This window comes from Devosia litorisediminis (assembly GCF_018334155.1).
In the GTDB taxonomy this organism is placed as follows: domain Bacteria; phylum Pseudomonadota; class Alphaproteobacteria; order Rhizobiales; family Devosiaceae; genus Devosia; species Devosia litorisediminis.
Genome location: NZ_JAGXTP010000001.1, coordinates 404,874 through 425,097 on the forward strand (window position 1 = coordinate 404,874; position 20,224 = coordinate 425,097).

The following is a 20,224-nucleotide window of genomic DNA, read 5'->3' on the forward strand; positions in this document are numbered from 1 at the left end:
CATGACCGCTGTTTCGGGCGCCATTCGCTTCATCCTCAATGATGAGGAAATCAGCCTCACCGATATCAAGACCGATGCGACGCTATTGGACTGGCTGCGGCTGGAGCGGCGGCTGCGTGGCTCCAAGGAAGGTTGCGCCGAGGGCGATTGCGGGGCCTGCACGGTGCTGGTTGGCCGGGTGATGGGCGATGAGATCATCTATGACTCGGTGACCTCATGCATCCGTTTCATGGGCAGCCTGCACGGCACCCATGTGGTGACGATTGAACATTTGCGAGGCGAGAACGGCAATCTGCATCCAGTGCAGCAGGCCATGGTGGATCACCATGGCAGCCAGTGTGGCTTCTGCACGCCGGGCTTTGTGATGAGCCTTTACGGACTGTGGATGCGCACGCCTGATCCGAGCCAGGGCGCCATTGAAAAGGCGTTGCAGGGCAATCTGTGCCGTTGCACCGGCTATGCGCCCATCGTGCGGGCGGGCAAGGCCATGTCGAGCTATGGTCTGCCGCAGGGCGATCCGCTGCTGGCCGAGCGCATTGCGCTCAAAGGTCAAATCAAGGCCATTCTGGATGGCAGCCGGGTCGAGCTGGGCGCGGGCGATCAGCGCATTATCGTGCCCGCGACGCTGGACGATTTTGCCGAAGTTTACGCAGCCAATCCCGAAGCGACGATTGTTGCCGGCTCGACCGATGTGGGGCTGTGGGTGACCAAGTTCATGCGGCCTATCGGCCCGGTGATCTTCATCGGCCATCTACCCGAACTCAAGGCCATTGCCGACAATGCCAGCGAAGTGCGGTTTTATGCCGGGGTGAGCTATTCGGAAGCGCTGCCGGTGCTGGCCGAGAATTTCCCTGATCTGGGCGAGATGTGGAGCCGGGTTGCGGGCGAGCAGATCCGCAACATGGGCACTATTGGCGGCAATATCGCCAATGGCTCGCCCATTGGTGACACGCCGCCGCCGTTCATTGCGCTGGGTGCCAAGCTGACACTGCGCCGGGGCAGTCATCGCCGCGAGATCAAGCTGGAAGACTTTTTCATCGCCTATGGCAAGCAGGACCGGCAGCCCGGCGAGTTCGTCGAGAGCGTGACGGTGCCGCTGCTGCCGGCGGGCGAGAAGTTTGCCGCCTACAAGATCTCCAAGCGGCGCGAGGAAGATATATCGACGCTGTGCGGTGCGTTCCGGGTGTTTGTCAGCGATGGCGGCACTGTAGGTATGGCACGCATCGCCTTTGGCGGCATGGCGGCAACACCCAAGCGCGCCAAGGCAGTCGAGGCGGCGCTGGTGGGCAAGCCCTGGACGCAGGACACGATTGACGCGGCTGTCTCGGCCTTCGCCGAGGACTATCAGCCGATCTCGGACATGCGGGCGAGTGCTGATTATCGTCTGCTGACCGCGCAGAACCTGCTCAAGCGGTTCTTTCTGGAAACGACCGGAAACGGTCAGCGTCTGCGGCGGGAGGTGGCATGAACAAGCACGAGACACCCATCACGCTGAGCACAGTGCATAGCGACATCAAGCACGATAGCGGGCCCAAGCACGTTACCGGCACGGCCGAATATATCGATGACATGGTCGAGCCGGCGGGCACCATGCACGCCTATCTGGGGCTTTCGACCAATCCGCATGCCCAGATCGTCGGCATGGATTTTTCCGCGACCCTGGCGGCGCCGGGCGTTCTTGGCGTGCTCACAGCAGCCGATGTTCCGGGCGACAATGATGTCAGCTCCAACCACAGCCATGACGAACCGCTGTTTCCCGTCGATACCGTGCATTTCTGGGGCCAGCCGCTATTTGCGGTGATTGCCGAGACACGCGATCAGGCGCGCCGGGCGGCGCATCTGGCCAAGGTAGAATACAAGGATCTGCCGTTTGCCACCAATGTGCGTGACGCGCAGGCAGCCGGCGGCACGCTGGTGACGCCGCCACTCAAGCTGGAACGCGGCGATGTCGCTGCCGGGATGGCGGGCGCACCGCGTCGGGTCAAGGGCAGTATCGAGATCGGCGGGCAGGACCATTTCTATCTCGAAGGCCATATTGCCCTGGCCGTGCCGGGGGAAGATGAAGACGTCACGGTGTTTTCCTCGACCCAGCATCCTACCGAAGTGCAGGTGATGGTGGCGCAGGTGCTGGGTATTCGCCTGCATGCGGTGACGGTCAATGTGCGGCGCATGGGCGGCGGCTTTGGCGGCAAGGAAACCCAGAGCAATCTGTTTGCCTGCGTGGCTGCGATGGCGGCCAAGAAATGGAACCGTGCCTGCAAGATCCGGCCGGACCGCGATGACGACATGACGGCCACCGGCAAGCGGCACGACTTCGTGGTCGATTACGATGTCGGCTATGACGACAGTGGCAAGATCCATGCGGTCGAAGCCGTCTATGGCGCGCGCGCCGGATTCTCGTCGGACCTGTCGGGGCCGGTGACGGACCGGGCGCTGTTCCACGCTGACAATGCCTACTGGTATCCGGCAGTGCGGGTACGCAGTGAGCCGCTCTATACCAATACGGTTTCCAACACCGCGTTTCGTGGCTTCGGTGGCCCGCAGGGCATGATGGCCGCCGAGCGCTGGATCGAAGATATTGCCTATGATCTGGGGCGCGATCCGCTGGAGATACGCAAGGCCAATTTCTACGGCACCGACACCGACAATGTGACGCCCTATCACCAGACGGTGCAGGACAATATCGTCCACCGGGTGGTCGAGGAGATCGAGGCAAGCTCGGACTATCAGGCGCGGCGCGCGGCGATCCTCAAGTACAATGCCGGCAGTCCGATCCTGAAAAAGGGCATCGCGCTGACTCCGGTCAAATTCGGCATCTCGTTCACGGCCACCTGGTACAATCAGGCCGGCGCGCTGGTGCATGTCTACAAGGATGGCTCTATCCATCTCAGCCATGGTGGCACCGAAATGGGGCAGGGGCTCTATATCAAGGTGGCACAGGTGCTGGCCGATGCCTTCGGCGTCGGGCTGGGCGTGGTCAAGATCATGGGCACCAGCACGGGCAAGGTGCCCAACACCTCCGCCACCGCAGCGTCATCGGGGTCGGACCTCAATGGCATGGCAGCCTTTGACGCGGCGCGGCAGATCAAGGAGCGGCTGGTGGTCCATGCCGCCAAGCTCTACCAGTGCAGCGAAGCGGCAGTGGAGTGGGTGCCCGGTGGCATTCAGGCAGCGGACAAGTTCGTGCCTTTCGCCGAACTGGCGGCCTCGGCCTATATGAACCGGGTACAACTGTCGGCAACCGGGTTCTATCAGGTGCCCAAGATCCACTGGGACCGGGCCACCGGGCGCGGTCACCCGTTCTACTATTTCGCCTATGGTGCTTCGGTCAGCGAAGTCACGATCGACACGCTGACGGGGGAATACACGGTGGACCGTGTGGATATCCTGCATGACGTGGGCCGCTCGCTCAATCCGGCCATCGATATGGGCCAGATCGAAGGTGGCTTCATTCAGGGCATGGGCTGGCTGACCAGTGAAGAGCTGGTGTGGGACGATAAGGGCCAACTGCGCACCAAGGCGCCGTCGACATACAAGATCCCGCTGGCCAGCGACGTGCCGCCGGTATTCAACGTCAAACTGGCCGAATGGTCGGTCAATGCCGAGCCGACCATTGGGCGCTCCAAGGCCGTGGGCGAGCCGCCCTTCATGCTGGCCATGAGTGTGGTTGAAGCGCTCTCGATGGCGGTGGCCAGCGTGGCCGATTACACAATCGCGCCGCGACTGGATACGCCGGTGACGCCCGAACGCGTGCTGATGGGTTGCGAGCGGCTCAAGCGGGAGGCGCGCAGGTGAGGGTGTCTTGCGCGCTCCGTGCCGTACCCCCTTCTAGCCTCCCCCTGACAGGGGGAGGGACCGTTCCGCGACTAACCCATGATCTCATCACGGCCACAGATCGGCTCCTCCCCCTGTCAGGGGGAGGTTGGGAGGGGGTGCCTGCCCCATGAACCGCACCACCGAACTCGCTACCTTCTTTTCCACTAATCCGCACGCCATCGTCTGCGAGCTGACATCCGTGCGTGGCTCAAGCCCGCGCGCGCAGGGGACATTCATGCTGGTGGGCCAGTCGGGGCTGTTCGGCACGATCGGGGGCGGCGCGCTCGAATATATGGTGATCGAGCATGCGCGGCGGCTGATCGCGTCGGGTCGGGCCGAGGAAGCCATGGACGTGCCGCTGGGTCCTGAAATTGGTCAATGTTGCGGCGGTCGGGTCGGGGTCAGCCTGCGCCATGTCGATGCAGCGCAGCGTGCGGTACTCAGTGCGCAGGTCGATGCAGAAGACGCGGCGCTGCCGCATGTCTATGTGTTTGGCGCGGGCCATGTCGGTCGGGCGCTGGCGCAGATACTGGCCTTGCTGCCGGTGCAGGTGATGGTGATCGACACACGGCGCGAAGAGCTTGAACTGCTGCCTGCCCATATCAATGCCAAGGCGGTGGCGATGCCAGAATCGGTGGTGCGCAGCGCGCCACAGGGCAGCAGTTTTGTCATTTTGACCCACGATCACGCGCTGGATTTCCTGATCGCGCAGGAAGCGCTGGCACGCACGGACAGCCCCTATGTCGGCATGGTGGGATCGCGCACCAAGCGGGCGCGGTTTTCCAGCTGGTATGTGGGCGAGGGCGGCGATGCCATGGCGCTGGACCGGCTGGTGCTGCCGATTGGCCAGCAGGGCCTTGGGGATAAGCGTCCCGAAGTTATCGCGGCACTGGCGGCAGCGGAAATTATGGTACACATTGGGCAACGGGAAGCTGAAACTGAGCGCGCGAACGCCCCTGAGCCATTGGGGGTGGTGAATGGACGCTAGTATGCCGCATCGGCTGGTATTGACCGGTATCACCAAGCGCTTTCCGGGCGTTCTGGCGAATGACAATGTGACCTTCTCGGTTGAGCCCGGCGAAATCCATGCGCTGCTCGGCGAAAATGGCGCCGGTAAATCCACTCTCGTCAAAATGATCTACGGGATCATGCAGCCCGATGCCGGTGAGATTGCCTGGGATGGTGCGCCGGTGACCGTGGCCAGCCCAAAGGCGGCCCGCAAGCTGGGCATCGGCATGGTGTTTCAGCATTTTTCGCTGTTTGAAGCGCTGACGGTGCTGGAGAACATTGCGCTGGGCATGGATGCCAAGATTCCGGCCCGCGAGCTTGAAGCGCGCATCCGCGAGGTGATGAGCAAATACGGGCTGCTGCTCGACCCGCATCGCACGGTGGCGACGCTGTCGGTGGGTGAGCGTCAGCGCATCGAAATCGTGCGCGCCCTGCTGCTCGACCCCAAGCTGCTGATCATGGATGAACCAACTTCGGTGCTGACACCGCAGGAAGTCGAGCAATTGTTCGATGTGCTGCGCAAGCTGGCGGCACAGGGTTGCTCGATTCTGTACATTTCCCACAAGCTGCACGAGATCAAAGCGCTGTGCGATACAGCGACCATTCTGCGCGGCGGCAAGCTGGTTGATACGTGCGATCCCAAGCAGGAAACCTCGCGCTCGATGGCCGAAAAAATGATCGGTGCCGGGCTCAAGGATATCGTTCGGGTCGCCGACCGCGAGCTTGGGGCGCCCAAGCTGGTGGTGTCCAAGCTGTCCACTATCAAGACAGGGCATTTTGATGTGCCGGTCGATGATGTGAGTTTTACCGTGCGGGCCGGGGAAATCTTCGGCATTGCCGGTGTGGCGGGCAATGGGCAGAACGCCCTGCTTGATGCGCTTTCGGGCGAAGTGCGCAGCGATGACAGCCAGAGCGTGACCATTGACGGATTTCCGCTGGGCCTGCTCGATACCACGGGGCGCCGCAAATACGGGCTGTGTGCGGTGCCCGAAGAGCGCAATGGTCATGCGGCGGTGGGCGATTTTTCGCTCTCGGATAATACGGTACTGACGGCGCGCGACCGGCTGGGCATGGTGGTGCTGGGGCTGATCAATTCGGGTGCAGCCAAGACCTATACCGGCAAGGTGATCGCCGAATTCGCCGTCAAGGCGCTGGGCCCGGCCTCGATGGCGGGCTCGCTGTCGGGCGGCAATCTGCAGAAATACATAATGGGTCGCGAGATCCTGCAAAAACCCACGGTGCTGGTGGTCAGTCAGCCGACATGGGGGGTCGATGCCGGGGCGGCGGCCGCCATTCATCAGGCGCTGGTTGATCTGGCGGCGGCTGGCTCGGCCATTGTGGTGATCAGTCAGGATCTCGACGAGCTGCGGGCGCTCTGCGATACGCTGGCCGTGATCAATATGGGGCGCCTGTCGCCGGCCAAGCCGAATGCGGAGATGAGCGTGGAAGAGATCGGCCTGCTGATGGGTGGCGTGCACGGGGCTATGGAGGCGCAGAATGCTATTCCGGCTTGAGAAACGCTCCGAACCCTCCAAATTCATGCTTTACGCCACACCCGTGGCGGCGGTGCTGCTCACCATGGTGGTGGGCGCGATCATCTTCTCGCTGATCGGCTTTGACGGGCTGGGTGCGGTGCGCGAAATCTTCTTCACGCCCTTGACCAATTCGTACAAATGGCAGGACCTCGGGGTCAAAGCCGCGCCGCTGATCATTATCGGTGTCGGGCTGTCGATCTGCTACCGGGCAAATGTGTGGAACATTGGCGCCGAAGGGCAATATGTGATGGGCGGGCTGGCCGCAACATGGGTGGCGCTGGCGACCTATGGCATGACCGGCTGGTGGATCCTGCCGCTGATGTTTGTGGCCGGTGTTGCCGGTGGCGCAGCCTATGCGGCGATCCCGGCACTGCTCAAGACGCGGCTGGGCGTCAATGAAATCCTGACCAGCCTGATGCTGACTTATGCCTCGGTGCAACTGATCTATTATCTGGTGCGCGCGCCCTGGAAGGACCCCATGGGCATGGGCTTTCCGCAGACCCGGATCTTTTCGGAAGCAGCCCGACTGCCCTTCATCATTCCCCAGACCATCGTGCATCTGGGCGTGCCGATCGCCATTGTGGTGGCGCTGGTGGCCTGGTTCATCATGACCCGCTCGGTGTTCGGCTATCGCATGCGCGTGGTCGGGGCGGCGCCACACGCGGCTCGCTATGGCGGTTTTTCCGAGAACAAGACCATCTGGTTGGCGCTGCTGGTCAGTGGTGGGTTGGCTGGGATGGCCGGCATGCTTGAAGTGGCGGGTCCGTTCCAGCGCATGGTGCCGGGCTTCCCGACCAATTACGGTTTCACCGCTATCATCGTGGCGTTTCTGGGCCGGCTCAATCCGCTGGGGGTGATCTTTGCCGGCATCGTGATGGCGATCACCTTTGTTGGCGGCGAGGTGGCGCAGACCACCATTGGCCTGTCCAGTTCGGCCACAGGCGTGTTCCAGGCCATGATGCTGTTCTTCCTGCTGGCAGGAGACATTCTGGTGCGCTACCGCATCAAGCGGGTGGCACCGGCAAAGGAGGCGCAGGCATGACCAACGAGCTGATCATCGCCATCATCGTCACTGTTGTGGGTGCATCCACGCCGATCCTGATTGCCGCGCTTGGCGAGCTGGTGGTGGAAAAGGCCGGCGTGCTCAATCTGGGCGTTGAAGGCATGATGCTGGTGGGCGCGATCACGGCGTTTGTCGTGGTGTTCCTGACCGGCAATCATTACCTCGCCATTCTGCTGGCCGCCGCGGCGGGCGTGGCAACATCGTTGATATTCGGATTGCTGACGCTGAGCCTGTCAGCCAATCAGACGGCAACGGGACTGGCGCTGACGATTTTTGGCACCGGCTTTTCAGCGCTGGCGGGGCAGGGCTACAGCGCCAAGCCGGTCACGCTGCTGGGACCGCTATTTCCAACCGAGATAGCGACGCATCCGGTGTGGCGCGTGCTGTTTGGCTATTCGGCGCTGGTGTATTTCGCGTTGGTCATGGTCGTCGCCGTGTGGTGGTTCCTCAAAAAGAGCCGCAGCGGGCTGATCCTGCGCGCGGTGGGCGAGAATGATCATTCTGCCCATTCCATCGGCTATTCGGTGATCGGCGTGCGCTATCTGGCGGTTGCCTATGGCGGGGCCATGGCCGGCATTGCCGGGGCCTGTTTCCCGCTGCTGCTGACCCCGCAATGGGCTGACCGGATGACGGCGGGCCGCGGCTGGATTGCAGTGGCGCTGGTGGTTTTCGCGTCCTGGAAGCCATTCCGGCTGCTGGCGGGCGCCTATCTGTTCGGTCTGGTGATGACCATGGAGCTCTACGCCAAGGCTGGCGGCGGCCCCCTCAGCGCCATTCCATCCGAGCTATGGGCCGCGCTGCCCTATCTCGCAACTATCGTCGTGCTGGTGTTGATCTCCATTCGGCGCGATGCTTCCACCAATGCACCGGCCTGCCTCGGCAAGCCGTTCTTGCCCAGCAATTGAGGGTCACGGACATGACGCTCGATCAACCAAGAAAAGTTCTTCAGGAGAGACAGATGACAATCACTCGTCGCAATATTCTCAAGATCGGTGGCGCTGCCGCCGCTCTGCCACTGCTGGGTTCGCGCGCCTTTGCGCAGACCGAGCCACTCAAGGTCGGCTTCGTGCTGATCGGCACGGTCAACGACAATGGCTGGAACTTCGGCCATGCCGAAGGCGCCAAGTACATGAAGGAAATGCTGGGCGATGCCGTCGCCGAGCCAACCATCGTGGAAAACGTGCCTGAGGGTCCTGACTGCGAACGCGTACTGCGCGAACTGGCCCAGTCGGGCCACAAGCTGATCTTTGCAACCAGCTTCGGCTATGGCGACTACGTCATCAAGGTTGCCCAGCAGTTCCCCGACGTGAAGTTCGAGCACGCCACCGGCTACCAGCGTTCGGACAATGTCGCGACCTACAATGCACGTTTCCATGAAGGCCGTGCGGTGTGCGGCACCATTGCCGGTCACCTGTCGCAGACCGGCAAGGCTGGCTATATCGGTTCGTTCCCGATCCCTGAAGTTGTTCTGGGCATCAACTCGTTCGTGCTGGCTGCCCGCAAGGTGAACCCAGACTTCGAAATTACCCCGATCTACATCTCGACCTGGAACGACCCGGCCAAGGAAGCCGATGCGGCCCGCGCCATGATCGATCAGGGCATTGACGTGATTGCCCAGCACACTGACGGCCCAGCGGCCCTGCAGGTCGCTGAAGAGCGCGGCATTGTCGGCGGTTTCGGCCAGGGTGCCGACATGAGCGCATTCGCGCCCAAGGCGCAGCTGACCTCGATCATCGACCATTGGGGTCCGCATTATCAGGATGCTGCTGAAGCCGTGATCGCCGGCACCTGGGAAACCGGTGACCGTTGGCCTGGCCTGAAGGAAGGCGAAGTGCAGATCGGGCCATACAATGAGTCGATCCCCGCTGACGTCGTTGCCGCCGCCGAAGCCATCAAGAACGGCCAGATCGATGGTTCGTTCAACATCTTCACCGGCCCGATCAATGATCACACCGGTGTCGAGCGCGTGCCGGCTGGCGTGACCATGACCGATGGCGAGCTGCTGAGCATGGACTGGTATGTCGAAGGCGTGAACCCGCCCGCATAAGGTCTGCTTGCAAGAGCATTGAGAGGGGCGGGTTCGAGCCCGCCCCTTTTTCACGAATGAACAGGTGATCGAATGGGCGATTTTGCGATTTTTTACGAGTGGCTGATGTTTGCCGTGCGCTGGCTGCACGTGATCACGGCTATCGCCTGGATCGGCTCATCGTTCTATTTCATTGCGCTTGATCTGGGCCTGCGCAAAACCCCGAGCCTGCCGCCACTGGCGCATGGCGAGGAGTGGCAGGTGCATGGCGGTGGCTTTTATCACATCCAGAAATATCTGGTGGCGCCGGACTTCCTGCCCGAGCATCTGACGTGGTTCAAATGGGAGAGCTACTGGACCTGGTTCTCCGGCTTCATGCTGCTGGTGCTGGTCTATTATGTCGGTGCGGACCTCTATCTCGTCGACCGGACCGTGCTGGACGTGCCCGCCTGGCAAGCCATCGGGCTGTCACTGGCGTCGATCGGGCTGGGCTGGGCGCTGTATGACGGGTTGTGCAAGTCGCCGATTGGTCAGTCGACCACGGGGCTGATGCTGGTGTTGTTCGCCATTCTGGTGGCGATGAGCTGGGGCTATACCCAGCTGTTTACCGGGCGCGCTGCCATGCTGCATATGGGGGTGTTCACCGCCACCATCATGACTGCCAATGTGGTGATGATCATCATCCCCAATCAGCGCATCGTGGTAGGCGATCTCAAGGCGGGCCGGGTGCCCGATGCCAAATATGGCAAGATCGCCAAGCAGCGCAGCCTGCATAACAACTACCTGACGCTGCCGGTGATCTTCTTTATGCTGAGCAGCCACTATCCGCTGGCCTTTGCCACGCAGTGGAACTGGATCATCGCGTCGCTGATCTTTCTGGTGGGCGTGGTCATCCGGCACTATTTCAACACGCGCCATGCCCGCAAGGGCAATCCGCACTGGACCTGGGCGGTGGCGGTGGCGCTGTTTCTGGTCATCGCCTGGCTGTCGAGCGGGCCCAAACTGCCAGGCATGGCGGGAGAGGAGGTGGCGTCCCGGGCGGCCGAGAGCTTTCTCAGTGCCAGCCATTTCGAGGCTGCCAGCCTGACCGTGCAGACCCGCTGCGCTATGTGCCATACGGCTGAACCGGCCTGGCCCGGCGTGTCGCAGGCGCCCAAGAACGTGATCCTGGACAATGACATCGCCATTGCCAATCACGCCAAGGATATCGCCATGCAGGCGGGCTACGCCCATGCCATGCCGCCGGGCAATGTCAGCGAAATGACGGTTGAAGAACGCGCGCTGCTGGTGGCGTGGTTCCGCGAGGGTTCCGGGCAATGAGCGTGACCATTCTGCGCGGCCGCGTGCTGAGTTTCCTCAGCGAGCCGCAGGGGCTCGATGATACGGCCAGCTATCGCTATCTCGAAGACGGGGCAATCAGCATTGTCGATGGCAAGATCGTGGCCGTTGAGGATTTTGACTCTGCTGCAGTTGGCGATGCGGTGGTGATCGATCATCGCCCGCATCTGATCATGCCGGGCTTTATTGATACCCATCTGCATTACGTGCAGAGCCAGATGATCGCCTCCTATGCCGGCTCGCTGCTGGAATGGCTGAACACCTACACCTTTGTGGAAGAGCAGAAGTTCAGCCAGCAGGGGCATGCGAGTGCGGTCGCCAGCGCGTTTTATGACGAGCTGATCCGGCAGGGGACGACCACGGCGGTAGCCTATTGCTCAAGCGCGCCAGCATCGGTGGATGCCTATTTCGCCGAAGCCGAAAAGCGCAACATGCTGATGATTGGCGGCAAGGTGATGATGGATCGCAATGCGCCCGAAGCGCTGTGTGACACCGCCCAGTCCAGCTATGACGACACCAGGACCCTCATCGCACGCTGGCATGGCCGGGGTCGGGGCCTCTATGCCATCTCGCCGCGCTTTGCCATAACCTCGACGCCCGAGCAGATGGCGGCGGCGCAGAGTTTGGTTGCCGAGCATCCTGAGTGCTACGTGCAGACCCATCTGAGCGAAAACGACGCCGAGATCACGCTGTCGATGCAGCTCTATCCGGATGCGCCGGACTATACCGGCATTTATCAGGATTACGGCCTGCTCGGCCCCAAAACGCTGCTGGGTCACTGCATCCACCTCAATCGTCGCGAAACCGGGGTGCTGGCCGAAACCGGTTCGGTCGCCGTGTTCTGTCCGACCTCGAACCTGTTCCTGGGCTCGGGACTGTTTGACCACCAGCGGCTGAGCCAGCACGGTGTGCGCATTGGCGTGGCCACCGATATTGGCGGCGGCACCAGCTTTTCCATGTTGCGCACGCTCGATGAGGGCTACAAGATCCTGCAGTTGCGCGGGCAGCGGCTGACGCCATTCAACTCGTTTTACATGATGACACTGGGCAATGCCCGGGCACTGTCGCTGGAAGGCACGATCGGCACCATCGCGCCGGGCTGCTCGGCCGATCTGGTGGTGCTTGATTCGGCGGCAACGCCGGCCATGGCGCTGCGCATGCAGACGGCAACGCAATTGGTTGAAGAGCTGTTCCTGCTGCAGACATTGGGGGATGACCGGGCAATTGCGGAGGTCTATGTCGCTGGCGCACAGGCGAAGTCGACTATAGGTGGGTTGTGAGCGGCGCGTCCTTGGCCTAAATCTCTGGCAATTCAGGAAGGACACAACCTCATGAGCGACTACCAGACAAAATCCGGCCTCTCGGTTCATTCTCTGCTGGTCGACTTTGTCGAGAAAGAGGTCCTTCCTGGCCTCGAGGTCAGCGCTGAGCAGTTCTGGAGCGGCTTTGCCGGCATGGTTGCCGAGCATGCGCCGACCAATGCGAGCCTGCTGGCCAAGCGCGATGCCATGCAGAGCCAGATCGATGACTGGCATCACAAATATGGGCCGGTCTCGAGCAATCCGCAGGGCTATGAATTCTTCCTGCGCGATATCGGCTATCTGGTGCCCGAGCCTGCCGACTTCACCATCGAGACCGGGGGGCTGGACCCCGAGATCACCACGCTGTGCGGCCCGCAGCTGGTGGTGCCGGTTTCCAATGCCCGCTATGCCCTGAACGCTGCCAATGCGCGCTGGGGCAGCCTGTATGATGCCTTTTACGGCACCGACGTCATTAGCCGTCAGGGCGACATTGCGCCGGGCAAGAGTTATAATCCGGCGCGCGGTGCGGCGGTGGTCGACAAGGCCGCCAGCTTTCTGGACAACACATTTCCGCTCAGCGCCGGCAGCCATCGCGATGTGACTGCCTATAGCGTGGTCGAGGCAGGGGACAGTGCCAGCCTTGAGATCACCACGGCTGCGGGGACAACCGCGCTCAAGGATGCCGCGGCATTTGTGGGTCACGCCACCAATGGCGGCAAGTTCGAGATCGTGCTGCGCCATAATGGCCTGCATGTTATCCTGGTGATCGACAAGGGCAGTGTGATCGGGGGAACGCATGCGGCGGGCCTGAGCGACGTGATCATGGAATCGGCGCTGACCACCATTCAGGACTGCGAAGATTCCGTGGCGGCGGTGGATGCCGAGGACAAGGTTGGCGTTTATCGCAACTGGCTGGGCCTGATGAACGGCACGCTGCAGGACACCTTCGAGAAGGGCGGCAAGCAGGTTACCCGCAAGCTCAAGCAGGACGGTGTCTATACCGCGCCTGATGGCAGCGAACTGGTGCTCAAGGGCCGGGCGCTGCTGCTGGTGCGCAATGTGGGTCATCTGATGACCACCGATGCCGTGCTGCTCGATGGCAAGCCGATTGGCGAAGGGCTGATGGATGCGGCCGTCACCGTGCTCTGCGCCATGCAGGACAAGGTGAACAGCCGCACCGGGGCGGTCTATATCGTCAAGCCCAAGATGCATGGGCCTGAGGAAGTGGCCTTCGCCTGCGCGATCTTTGGCTCGGTTGAAAAGATGCTGGGGCTGGCTCCCAACACCGTCAAGATCGGCATCATGGATGAGGAGCGCCGGACCTCGGCCAACCTCAAGGCGGCGATCTATGAAGCGCGCCAGCGTGTGTTTTTCATCAATACCGGCTTCCTTGATCGTACGGGCGATGAAATTCACACCGCCATGGAAGCGGGCCCGGTGCTGCGTAAGGACGAGATCAAGAACGAGCGCTGGATCGCCTCCTATGAGGATCGCAATGTGCTGATCGGTCTGGCCTGCGGCCTTTCGGGTCGGGCGCAGATCGGCAAGGGCATGTGGGCGCGCCCCGACGACATGGCGGCGATGATGGAGGCCAAGGGTGGCCATCCCAATTCGGGCGCCAATACCGCCTGGGTGCCAAGCCCGACAGCGGCGACGCTGCATGCGCTGCATTATCACCAGATCGACGTGTTTGCTGCCCAGCATCGCCGGCACAATGAAGCCGTGCCCGGTTTGACCGCGCTGTTCTCCATGCCGGTACAGGCGCCGTTTGCGCTGAGCCGTGAAGAGATCACCCGCGAACTGGAAAACAATGCGCAGGGCATTCTGGGCTATGTGGTGCGCTGGGTGCAGCAGGGCGTGGGCTGTTCCAAGGTGCCTGACATCAACAATGTCGGGCTGATGGAAGACCGGGCGACCTGCCGGATTTCATCGCAGGCGGTGGCCAACTGGCTGCGCCATGGGCTGGTCAGCCGCGACGAGGTTACCGCCACGTTTGAGCGTATGGCGACGGTTGTCGACAAGCAGAATGAGAGCGATCCATTGTATCGGCCAATGGCGGAGAATTTTCAGTCCGTCGCCTTCCGGGCGGCGCTGGATCTGGCGCTGCATGGCGCCGACCAGCCCAGCGGCTATACCGAGCCGCTGCTGCATGCCGCGCGCCGCAAGGTCAAGGTGCGCGACAAGAGCTAACTGGCGAGACGATCGCGGTCAGCTGACGAAGTCGAACTTGTCGACGTCGAACAGGCCGCGATCGGTCATCTTGAGATGCGGGATAACCGGCAGGGCGAGGAACGCTACCTGCAGGAAGGGCTCGGGCAGTACGCAGTCGAGCGCCAGGGCTGCGTCACGCAGAATGTGCAGATCGTGCGAGACGGTCTCGAAGGGCTCAAGGCTCATCAGGCCGGCAATCGGCAGGGCCAGCTCGGCGGTGACCTTGCCGCCATCGGCCACGGCAAAGCCGCCGCCGAGTTCGATCAGGCGGTTGACCGCCACGGCCATGTCCTCGTCATTGGCCCCCACCACTGTGATGTTGTGGCTGTCATGCCCCACCGATGAGGCGATGGCGCCGCGCTTGAGACCGAAACCGGTGACGAAGCTGCGGCCAATATTGCCGTTCTTGCCATGCCGTTCGATCACCGCGACCTTGATGACATCGGCGTTCAGATCGGGCTGCAGGCCGCGCTCGGTGCTGGCCAGCGTGGCTTCCTCGCGGAATGTCAGGATCAGCCCGGGGCGCACGCCGATCACCGGGGTGCTGTTCTGGCCGGGACGGGGTTCGGCAATGAAGCTGTCGGCGGTAACCGGGGTGGCCTTCATCGAGCTCAGCCCCACCGCCGCGACAGGCGCGCGGGCATCGAACAGTTCGGGGACCACGAGGCGGCCGCCGGTGACGACATCGGAAACCGTGCATTCCTCGAGACTGTCGAGCAGGGCGATGTCGGCGCGCCAGCCCGAGGCGAGCAGGCCGCGATCGGTCAAACCGAAGATGCGCGCGGCCGAATGGCTGGCGGCGCGGTAAACGTGGTGCAGAGGACGCCCCATGGCAATCAGCCGGCGGATAGAGCTGTCGAGATGACCTTCTTCGGCGATGTCGAGCGGATTGCGATCATCGGTGCACAGCGCCACGAAGCTGGAGGTGTTTTCGTCGAGCACTTCGGCCAGAGCCTTGAGGTCCTTTGAGACGGAGCCTTCGCGGATCAGAATGGCCATGCCCTTGGCGAGCTTTTCACGCGCCTCGGCAGCGCTGGTGGCTTCGTGGTCGGTGCGGATGGCGGCGGCGAGATAGCCATTGAGTGCGGTGCCCAAGAGCAAAGGCGCATGGCCGTCAATATGGCCGCCCTGGAAGGCAACCAGCTTGGCCAGGATGCCCGGATCGGCATTGAGCACGCCGGGGAAGTTCATCATTTCGGCCAGCCCGATGACCTTGGGATGGTCGCGGAAGGGTTCAAGATCCTCGATCTCGAGCGCGGCGCCAGAGGTTTCAAAACCCGTGGCAGGGACGCAGGAGGACAGGTTGATGCGCACATCCATCACCGTCTGCTCGGCGCTGTCGAGGAAATAGCGAATGCCTTCGGCACCCAGCACATTGGCAATTTCATGGGGGTCGCAGATCACGGTGGTGACGCCATAGGGCAGCACGCAGCGATCAAATTCCAGGGGAGTGACCAGCGAGGATTCGATATGCAGGTGGGTGTCGATAAAGCCGGGCACGGCGTAGCGACCGGCGCCCTCGATCACCGTATTGCCCTCATAGCTGGCATGAGTGCCCACAATCCGGTCTTCAACGATAGCGATATCGGTGGTGGTCTCCGCGCCGGTGATGACGTCGAGCAGGCGCACATTCTTGATCACCACATCGGCCGGGATCTTGCCCTGGCCAGCCATAATCATGCGGGTGAGAGTGTCAGCGGTGGTCATCAAGTCATCCTGGTGTTTGGTCTGGTGCCGAGAGTCGGCGCGTGCCGAGCCCGCGTCAAGTGCCGCCGGGGAACCCCTGGCGGTCAAGCTGCGTTGGTTGGGGTAGTGTAATGGAGCCCAGCATGGAAACCTATGATCCCAAAAAGACCCAAACCGAAGTGCGTCAGGCCAGTCCGCGCAGCATGAACCTGCGTGTGCTGGTCGGCTCGCTGATCGGCGTGGTCGTGCTGTTTGCGATCATCTATGCGGTCTATACGCTGACCCAGTCCAACCCAACTTAGGCAGGGGTCTGTCCGTCCCCAAGCCGGGAGATCAGGCCGCCCCGCGGGCGATCATGGCGTCACCAACGCGGGCCTGCAATCGCTGGGGCGTATCTTCGGCAGCTCTGTCGCCAGCGTGGACGCAGTAGCGGTTACGACCGCCCGCTTTGGCTCGATAGAGTGCATCGTCGGCGCGGGTGACCAGCTCATTCTCGCTGCGGGCGTGATCGGGCGCGGTCACGATACCGATGCTGACCCCGATTTCGGCGACATTGTCACCCAGATGATAGGGCGCGCGTACCGCGCTTAGAATGCGGTTGGCCAGACCGGTCGCGTCCTCGGCGCTGGTGATGCCGGTCTGCAGAATGGCGAATTCATCGCCGCCCAGCCGGACCAGTGTGTCGGTGGGGCGCAGCACCGTGATGATGCGGCTGGCGACCTGGCGCAGCAGTTCATCGCCCGCTTCGTGACCATAATTGTCATTGACCTGTTTGAAGCGGTCGAGATCAAGCGCCAGCAGCGCCAGACATGGCGCGGTGTGTTCCATGGTACGGAATGCGCTATCGAGGCGGTCGCGGAACAACGCGCGATTGCCCAGGCCGGTCAGCGGATCATGCAGTGCGCGATGCTGCGCGTCGGCGCGCTCGGCGTGCAGTTGATCGCTGGCGCTGAGCAGGTTGCGCAGGAGCAGGCCGATGATCAGTGTCAGTACAAGCAGGGCAGCACCCAATGCGGGCAGGGTGTCGCTCAGAATGCTCTCGCCTGGCCGGTCGGGTAGCCATTTAAGCCAGACGGCAGGTTCACCCTGCGCGTTGTTCAGGGCAATCGCGGCTTCGTGGGTGGCAAGAGTGCCGTCGTCATCGAAGCGGACGCCGGAGAGCAGATAGCGGTCGGCCAGGTCATTGGCCACAGTGGCATCGAGCATTGTAACCGCGACATAGAGGGGCTCCATGCCGGGAGCGGCATTGAGATTGTGGTCTTCGGCCACAAGCGGGGCGACGCTGAGAATTGCCGGCTGTCCGTCGACCAACCCGATGTCGGTCTGGACCGGCGGGGCTTCGCGATTGCCGGCCTTGTAAGCGGACAGGGCAGCCTGCCTTTCTTCGGTGCGCAGTGCCTGGATAAGAGGGCTGATCAGCGGCTGTATGGCAGCGAAGGATGTTGGGGTAATCTCGCCGCCATCGCGCATGGCAAAGAAGGGGTTGAGATCGGGGTCGAGCACATAAATCCGGCTCTGGTGGTAATAGTCGAAGCCTTCAGTGCCGAATTCTTCGGCGAACCACTCGGTATCGCCATCCTGATAGGCGATCAGCGCTTCGTCCCAGGCCGCAAGGTCGGTCTGCGCGTAGCCCGCTTCTAGGACGCGATCGTGGAGCGCCAGTTGCAGCAATGTGGACTGACGGGTCAACATGGCATCGTCGGTGTGATCAATCGAGAGCAGGACAAAACCCGCAACCGCGCCAACGGTGACCAGAAAGGCCAGCGCAATAGGTCCCACCACATTGCGCAGATATCGCCATGTCGAAATCTTCGGTGCTGACACGCAACAGTCCCCCAATTGTCTGGGAGACAGTTTGCACGGGGGCGCTTAGCAGGGGATGAACCTGCCTTAAATTCCGTAGTCGCGGTTAATGAGAGTTTGCGGTTGCGCTTAGCGCGCGGCGTTGTTTGCGACTGATGAGCGCGTTTTCGGGCGCGGCAAAGATCTCTGTGATCTTTTGGGCAGGCACGCCGCCCGAAAACAGGAAGCCCTGCAGCGTATTGCAGCCCAGCTGGCCCAGAATGGTCGCCTGTTCTTCGGTCTCCACACCTTCGGCCGTAACTTCGAGCTCCATGGCGTGGGCCAGGCTGACAATGGCCTGGGTGATGGCCACCGAGACGTGGCCCTCGGAAAGCTGGCTGACAAAGGAGCGGTCGATCTTGATGCGATCAACGGGATAGCGCTTGAGATAGCTCAGAGAAGAGTAGCCGGTACCAAAGTCATCAAGGGCGATGTGAATTCCGGCCGTTCGGAAGGTGCGCAGATTCTGCGAAGAGATATGCTCATCATCAAGCAGGATGGATTCGGTGATCTCAAGTTCCAGATCCAGCGGGCGCATGCCGGTCTGGTGCAGGATATCGAAGACCTGGTGGGAGAAGCGCGGATTGCGCAACTGGGTCGGAGAGATATTGACCGCAACGGTGCGACCGGGAACCGTGGCACCCAACTCGCAGGCGCGGCGCAGCACGACATCGCCCAGTGCTTCGATCAGCCCGGTGTTCTCGGCCACGGGAATGAAGCGCGCGGGCGAGATCTGACCGTATTTGGGGTGGTACCAGCGCGACAGGGCCTCGGCGCCAACGACCTTGCGGCTCTGCTGGTCCACCAGTGGCTGGAACACTACCGAAAGCTGGTCGTCGCGGCACAGGGCCTCGCGCAGTTCAGCTTCGATGGTGTGCTGCAATTGCAGCAATTCGTTCATGTGCTCTTCGTAGACCACGGCACGGTTGCGGCCGCCGGCCTTGGCTTCGTACAGCGCGATATCGGCCTTGCGCACCAACTCGCTTGGCTCAGCCTGAATCCCCCGGGTCATGACAATGCCGATGCTGGCGCCGACATGGGCCTTGAAGCGGTTCAGGGTGAACGGGCGGCGGATCGATTCAATGACCCGGCCGGAAATCTCCATCACGTCTATCGGGCGATCGTGATTGACTGAAAGCACCGCGAATTCGTCGCCACCGAGGCGTGCAATCATGGTGTTGGGGCCAAAAATGGCGCGCAGGCGATCACCAACCGCGCAGATCAGTTCATCACCCGCCTGATGTCCGAGCGTGTCATTGACCTGTTTGAAGCGGTCCAGATCGAGCATGAACAGGCTGATATGGGCTGTCTCATTGTCAGGATTTGCCAGTTCGCGCACCAGATTGCCGTCAAAGCTCATGCGGTTGGGCAAGCCCGTCAGCTGATCATGGGCGGCCTGATGTTCGGCGAGGCGCCGCCCGGCTTCCAGCGCGGCCGAGGAGCGGCGCAGTTGGGTGAGCAGCAGAGAGATCATGATTGCGGCGATGATGAAGGCGGCCGCCATGGCGGGGCCGGTCTGGTGCAGCATGACCATGCCAGGGCGTTCGCGCGTCCATTCGAAGAAGGCGACGAAGCGACCGCTGGAATTGAGGATGGGGTGCACGGCACGGTCGGGGTCATTGCTCTGCACCAGCGTGAAGCTGCCGCCGGCAAACAGATAATCGCGGTTGAACTGCTTTGCCGTGGCCTGATCGAGAAACTTGACGGCCAGCAGCACGGGTTCAGTGCCCTGGGGCTGGGTGAGGGCGCCGGTGTCGGACACGATGGTCATGGCCGTCATGATCGCGGGTTCACCGCTGACGATGCCGTAATCGCTGACAAACCGTGCTGTGCCGGGGGCGCCGGGCCTTTGGGGCGCTGGGCGGATGGCCCGGAGCCTGTCGAGCAGGGGAAGGATGGATGGCGCCAATGGCGACATCGCCTGGGGCGTGCGCGAAACCCCCTCGGTCATCACGTAGAGCGGGTCGTCCTTGCCATCGAAGATGACAACGGCGTCGTGGCCATAGAAATCGTGCAGCCAGACACCAAGGTTGCTGGCCACCCAGGTCTGGTTGAAGGCCAGGCGTGTATTGATGATGGCGTCGTCCCACACGGCCACGCTGGTCAGTTCGCGCTCCATGGTTTCCCGTTGGCTTTCAATGACCTGGGCTGCCATGGCGCTTTGGCGTTCGAGCGCGCGCTGATCGATATTGTTGGTGGACCACACAACGAAGGCCAGCACCGAGGCTGCCGTAATCACGAGCGCCAGTACCACTGGCAAAAGCACAGCGGCGGAGAACTGCCAGCGGTCTCTGGTCGACGTCTTCTGGTGCATATAATAACGGCATCTGACGCGGGAATGTCGACCTTAGCCGCGGGGGCATTGAGGACTAGTTACCGGATCCGAATTTTTTCTGAT

At 62.0% G+C, this 20,224-nt stretch carries 14 protein-coding genes; 11 read left to right on the plus strand and 3 right to left on the minus strand.

Translation table 11 applies throughout. The features are described from left to right. Position 1 precedes the first annotated feature (1 nt). The 10 genes from xdhA to KD146_RS01965 all read left to right on the plus strand — a co-directional run bounded on the left by xdhA (position 2) and on the right by KD146_RS01965 (position 14,277). Positions 2-1,468: a xanthine dehydrogenase small subunit gene (gene xdhA / locus KD146_RS01920; protein WP_212657066.1), complete on the plus strand. Its 1,467-nt coding sequence runs from the start codon at positions 2-4 to the stop codon at positions 1,466-1,468. Beyond that, on the plus strand, positions 1,465-3,795 hold the full coding sequence (gene xdhB / locus KD146_RS01925; RefSeq protein ID WP_212657067.1) for a xanthine dehydrogenase molybdopterin binding subunit: 2,331 nt from the start codon (positions 1,465-1,467) through the stop codon (positions 3,793-3,795). Before xdhA ends, xdhB begins: the two co-directional genes overlap by 4 nt. A gap of 148 nt (positions 3,796-3,943) precedes the next feature. Next, the gene (gene xdhC / locus KD146_RS01930) at positions 3,944-4,804 is read left to right on the plus strand and encodes a xanthine dehydrogenase accessory protein XdhC (protein ID WP_212657068.1); all 861 of its coding nucleotides are present in this window, start codon (positions 3,944-3,946) and stop codon (positions 4,802-4,804) included. Next, entirely contained in the window at positions 4,794-6,338 is a 1,545-nt protein-coding gene (locus tag KD146_RS01935) for an ABC transporter ATP-binding protein (protein WP_249327555.1), read from the plus strand. Before xdhC ends, KD146_RS01935 begins: the two co-directional genes overlap by 11 nt. Beyond that, the gene (locus tag KD146_RS01940) at positions 6,322-7,401 is read left to right on the plus strand and encodes an ABC transporter permease (RefSeq protein ID WP_212657069.1); all 1,080 of its coding nucleotides are present in this window, start codon (positions 6,322-6,324) and stop codon (positions 7,399-7,401) included. The genes KD146_RS01935 and KD146_RS01940 overlap by 17 nt, the downstream gene beginning before the upstream one ends. Beyond that, positions 7,398-8,327, plus strand: a complete 930-nt coding sequence (locus KD146_RS01945) for an ABC transporter permease (RefSeq protein ID WP_212657070.1) — start codon at positions 7,398-7,400, stop codon at positions 8,325-8,327. Before KD146_RS01940 ends, KD146_RS01945 begins: the two co-directional genes overlap by 4 nt. Positions 8,328-8,380: 53 nt before the next feature. Then, positions 8,381-9,469, plus strand: coding sequence for a BMP family ABC transporter substrate-binding protein (locus KD146_RS01950; protein WP_212657071.1), 1,089 nt, complete (start codon positions 8,381-8,383; stop codon positions 9,467-9,469). A 72-nt stretch (positions 9,470-9,541) separates the two neighbouring features. Beyond that, the gene (locus KD146_RS01955) at positions 9,542-10,768 is read left to right on the plus strand and encodes a urate hydroxylase PuuD (protein ID WP_212657072.1); all 1,227 of its coding nucleotides are present in this window, start codon (positions 9,542-9,544) and stop codon (positions 10,766-10,768) included. Beyond that, positions 10,765-12,066, plus strand: a complete 1,302-nt coding sequence (gene guaD, locus KD146_RS01960) for a guanine deaminase (RefSeq protein ID WP_212657073.1) — start codon at positions 10,765-10,767, stop codon at positions 12,064-12,066. Before KD146_RS01955 ends, guaD begins: the two co-directional genes overlap by 4 nt. A gap of 51 nt (positions 12,067-12,117) precedes the next feature. Continuing rightward, positions 12,118-14,277 carry a malate synthase G gene (locus tag KD146_RS01965; RefSeq protein WP_212657074.1) on the plus strand — a complete coding sequence of 720 codons (2,160 nt, stop codon included), beginning with the start codon at positions 12,118-12,120 and terminating at the stop codon, positions 14,275-14,277. An 18-nt stretch (positions 14,278-14,295) separates the two neighbouring features. Here the strand turns inward: KD146_RS01965 and ade are convergent, their stop codons facing one another. Then, the gene (ade, locus tag KD146_RS01970) at positions 14,296-16,005 is read right to left on the minus strand and encodes an adenine deaminase (protein WP_212657075.1); all 1,710 of its coding nucleotides are present in this window, start codon (positions 16,003-16,005) and stop codon (positions 14,296-14,298) included. Positions 16,006-16,127: 122 nt separating this feature from the next. Here ade and KD146_RS01975 point away from each other — a divergent pair, with 122 nt between their 5' ends. After that, positions 16,128-16,286 carry a hypothetical protein gene (locus KD146_RS01975; RefSeq protein ID WP_212657076.1) on the plus strand — a complete coding sequence of 53 codons (159 nt, stop codon included), beginning with the start codon at positions 16,128-16,130 and terminating at the stop codon, positions 16,284-16,286. A 31-nt stretch (positions 16,287-16,317) separates the two neighbouring features. Here KD146_RS01975 and KD146_RS01980 read toward each other — a convergent pair whose 3' ends face one another. Both KD146_RS01980 and KD146_RS01985 read right to left on the minus strand, forming a co-directional pair. Next, entirely contained in the window at positions 16,318-17,808 is a 1,491-nt protein-coding gene (locus tag KD146_RS01980; RefSeq protein WP_212657077.1) for a diguanylate cyclase domain-containing protein, read from the minus strand. A gap of 85 nt (positions 17,809-17,893) precedes the next feature. Further along, the gene (locus KD146_RS01985) at positions 17,894-20,140 is read right to left on the minus strand and encodes a putative bifunctional diguanylate cyclase/phosphodiesterase (protein WP_212657078.1); all 2,247 of its coding nucleotides are present in this window, start codon (positions 20,138-20,140) and stop codon (positions 17,894-17,896) included. Positions 20,141-20,224: the final 84 nt, after the last annotated feature.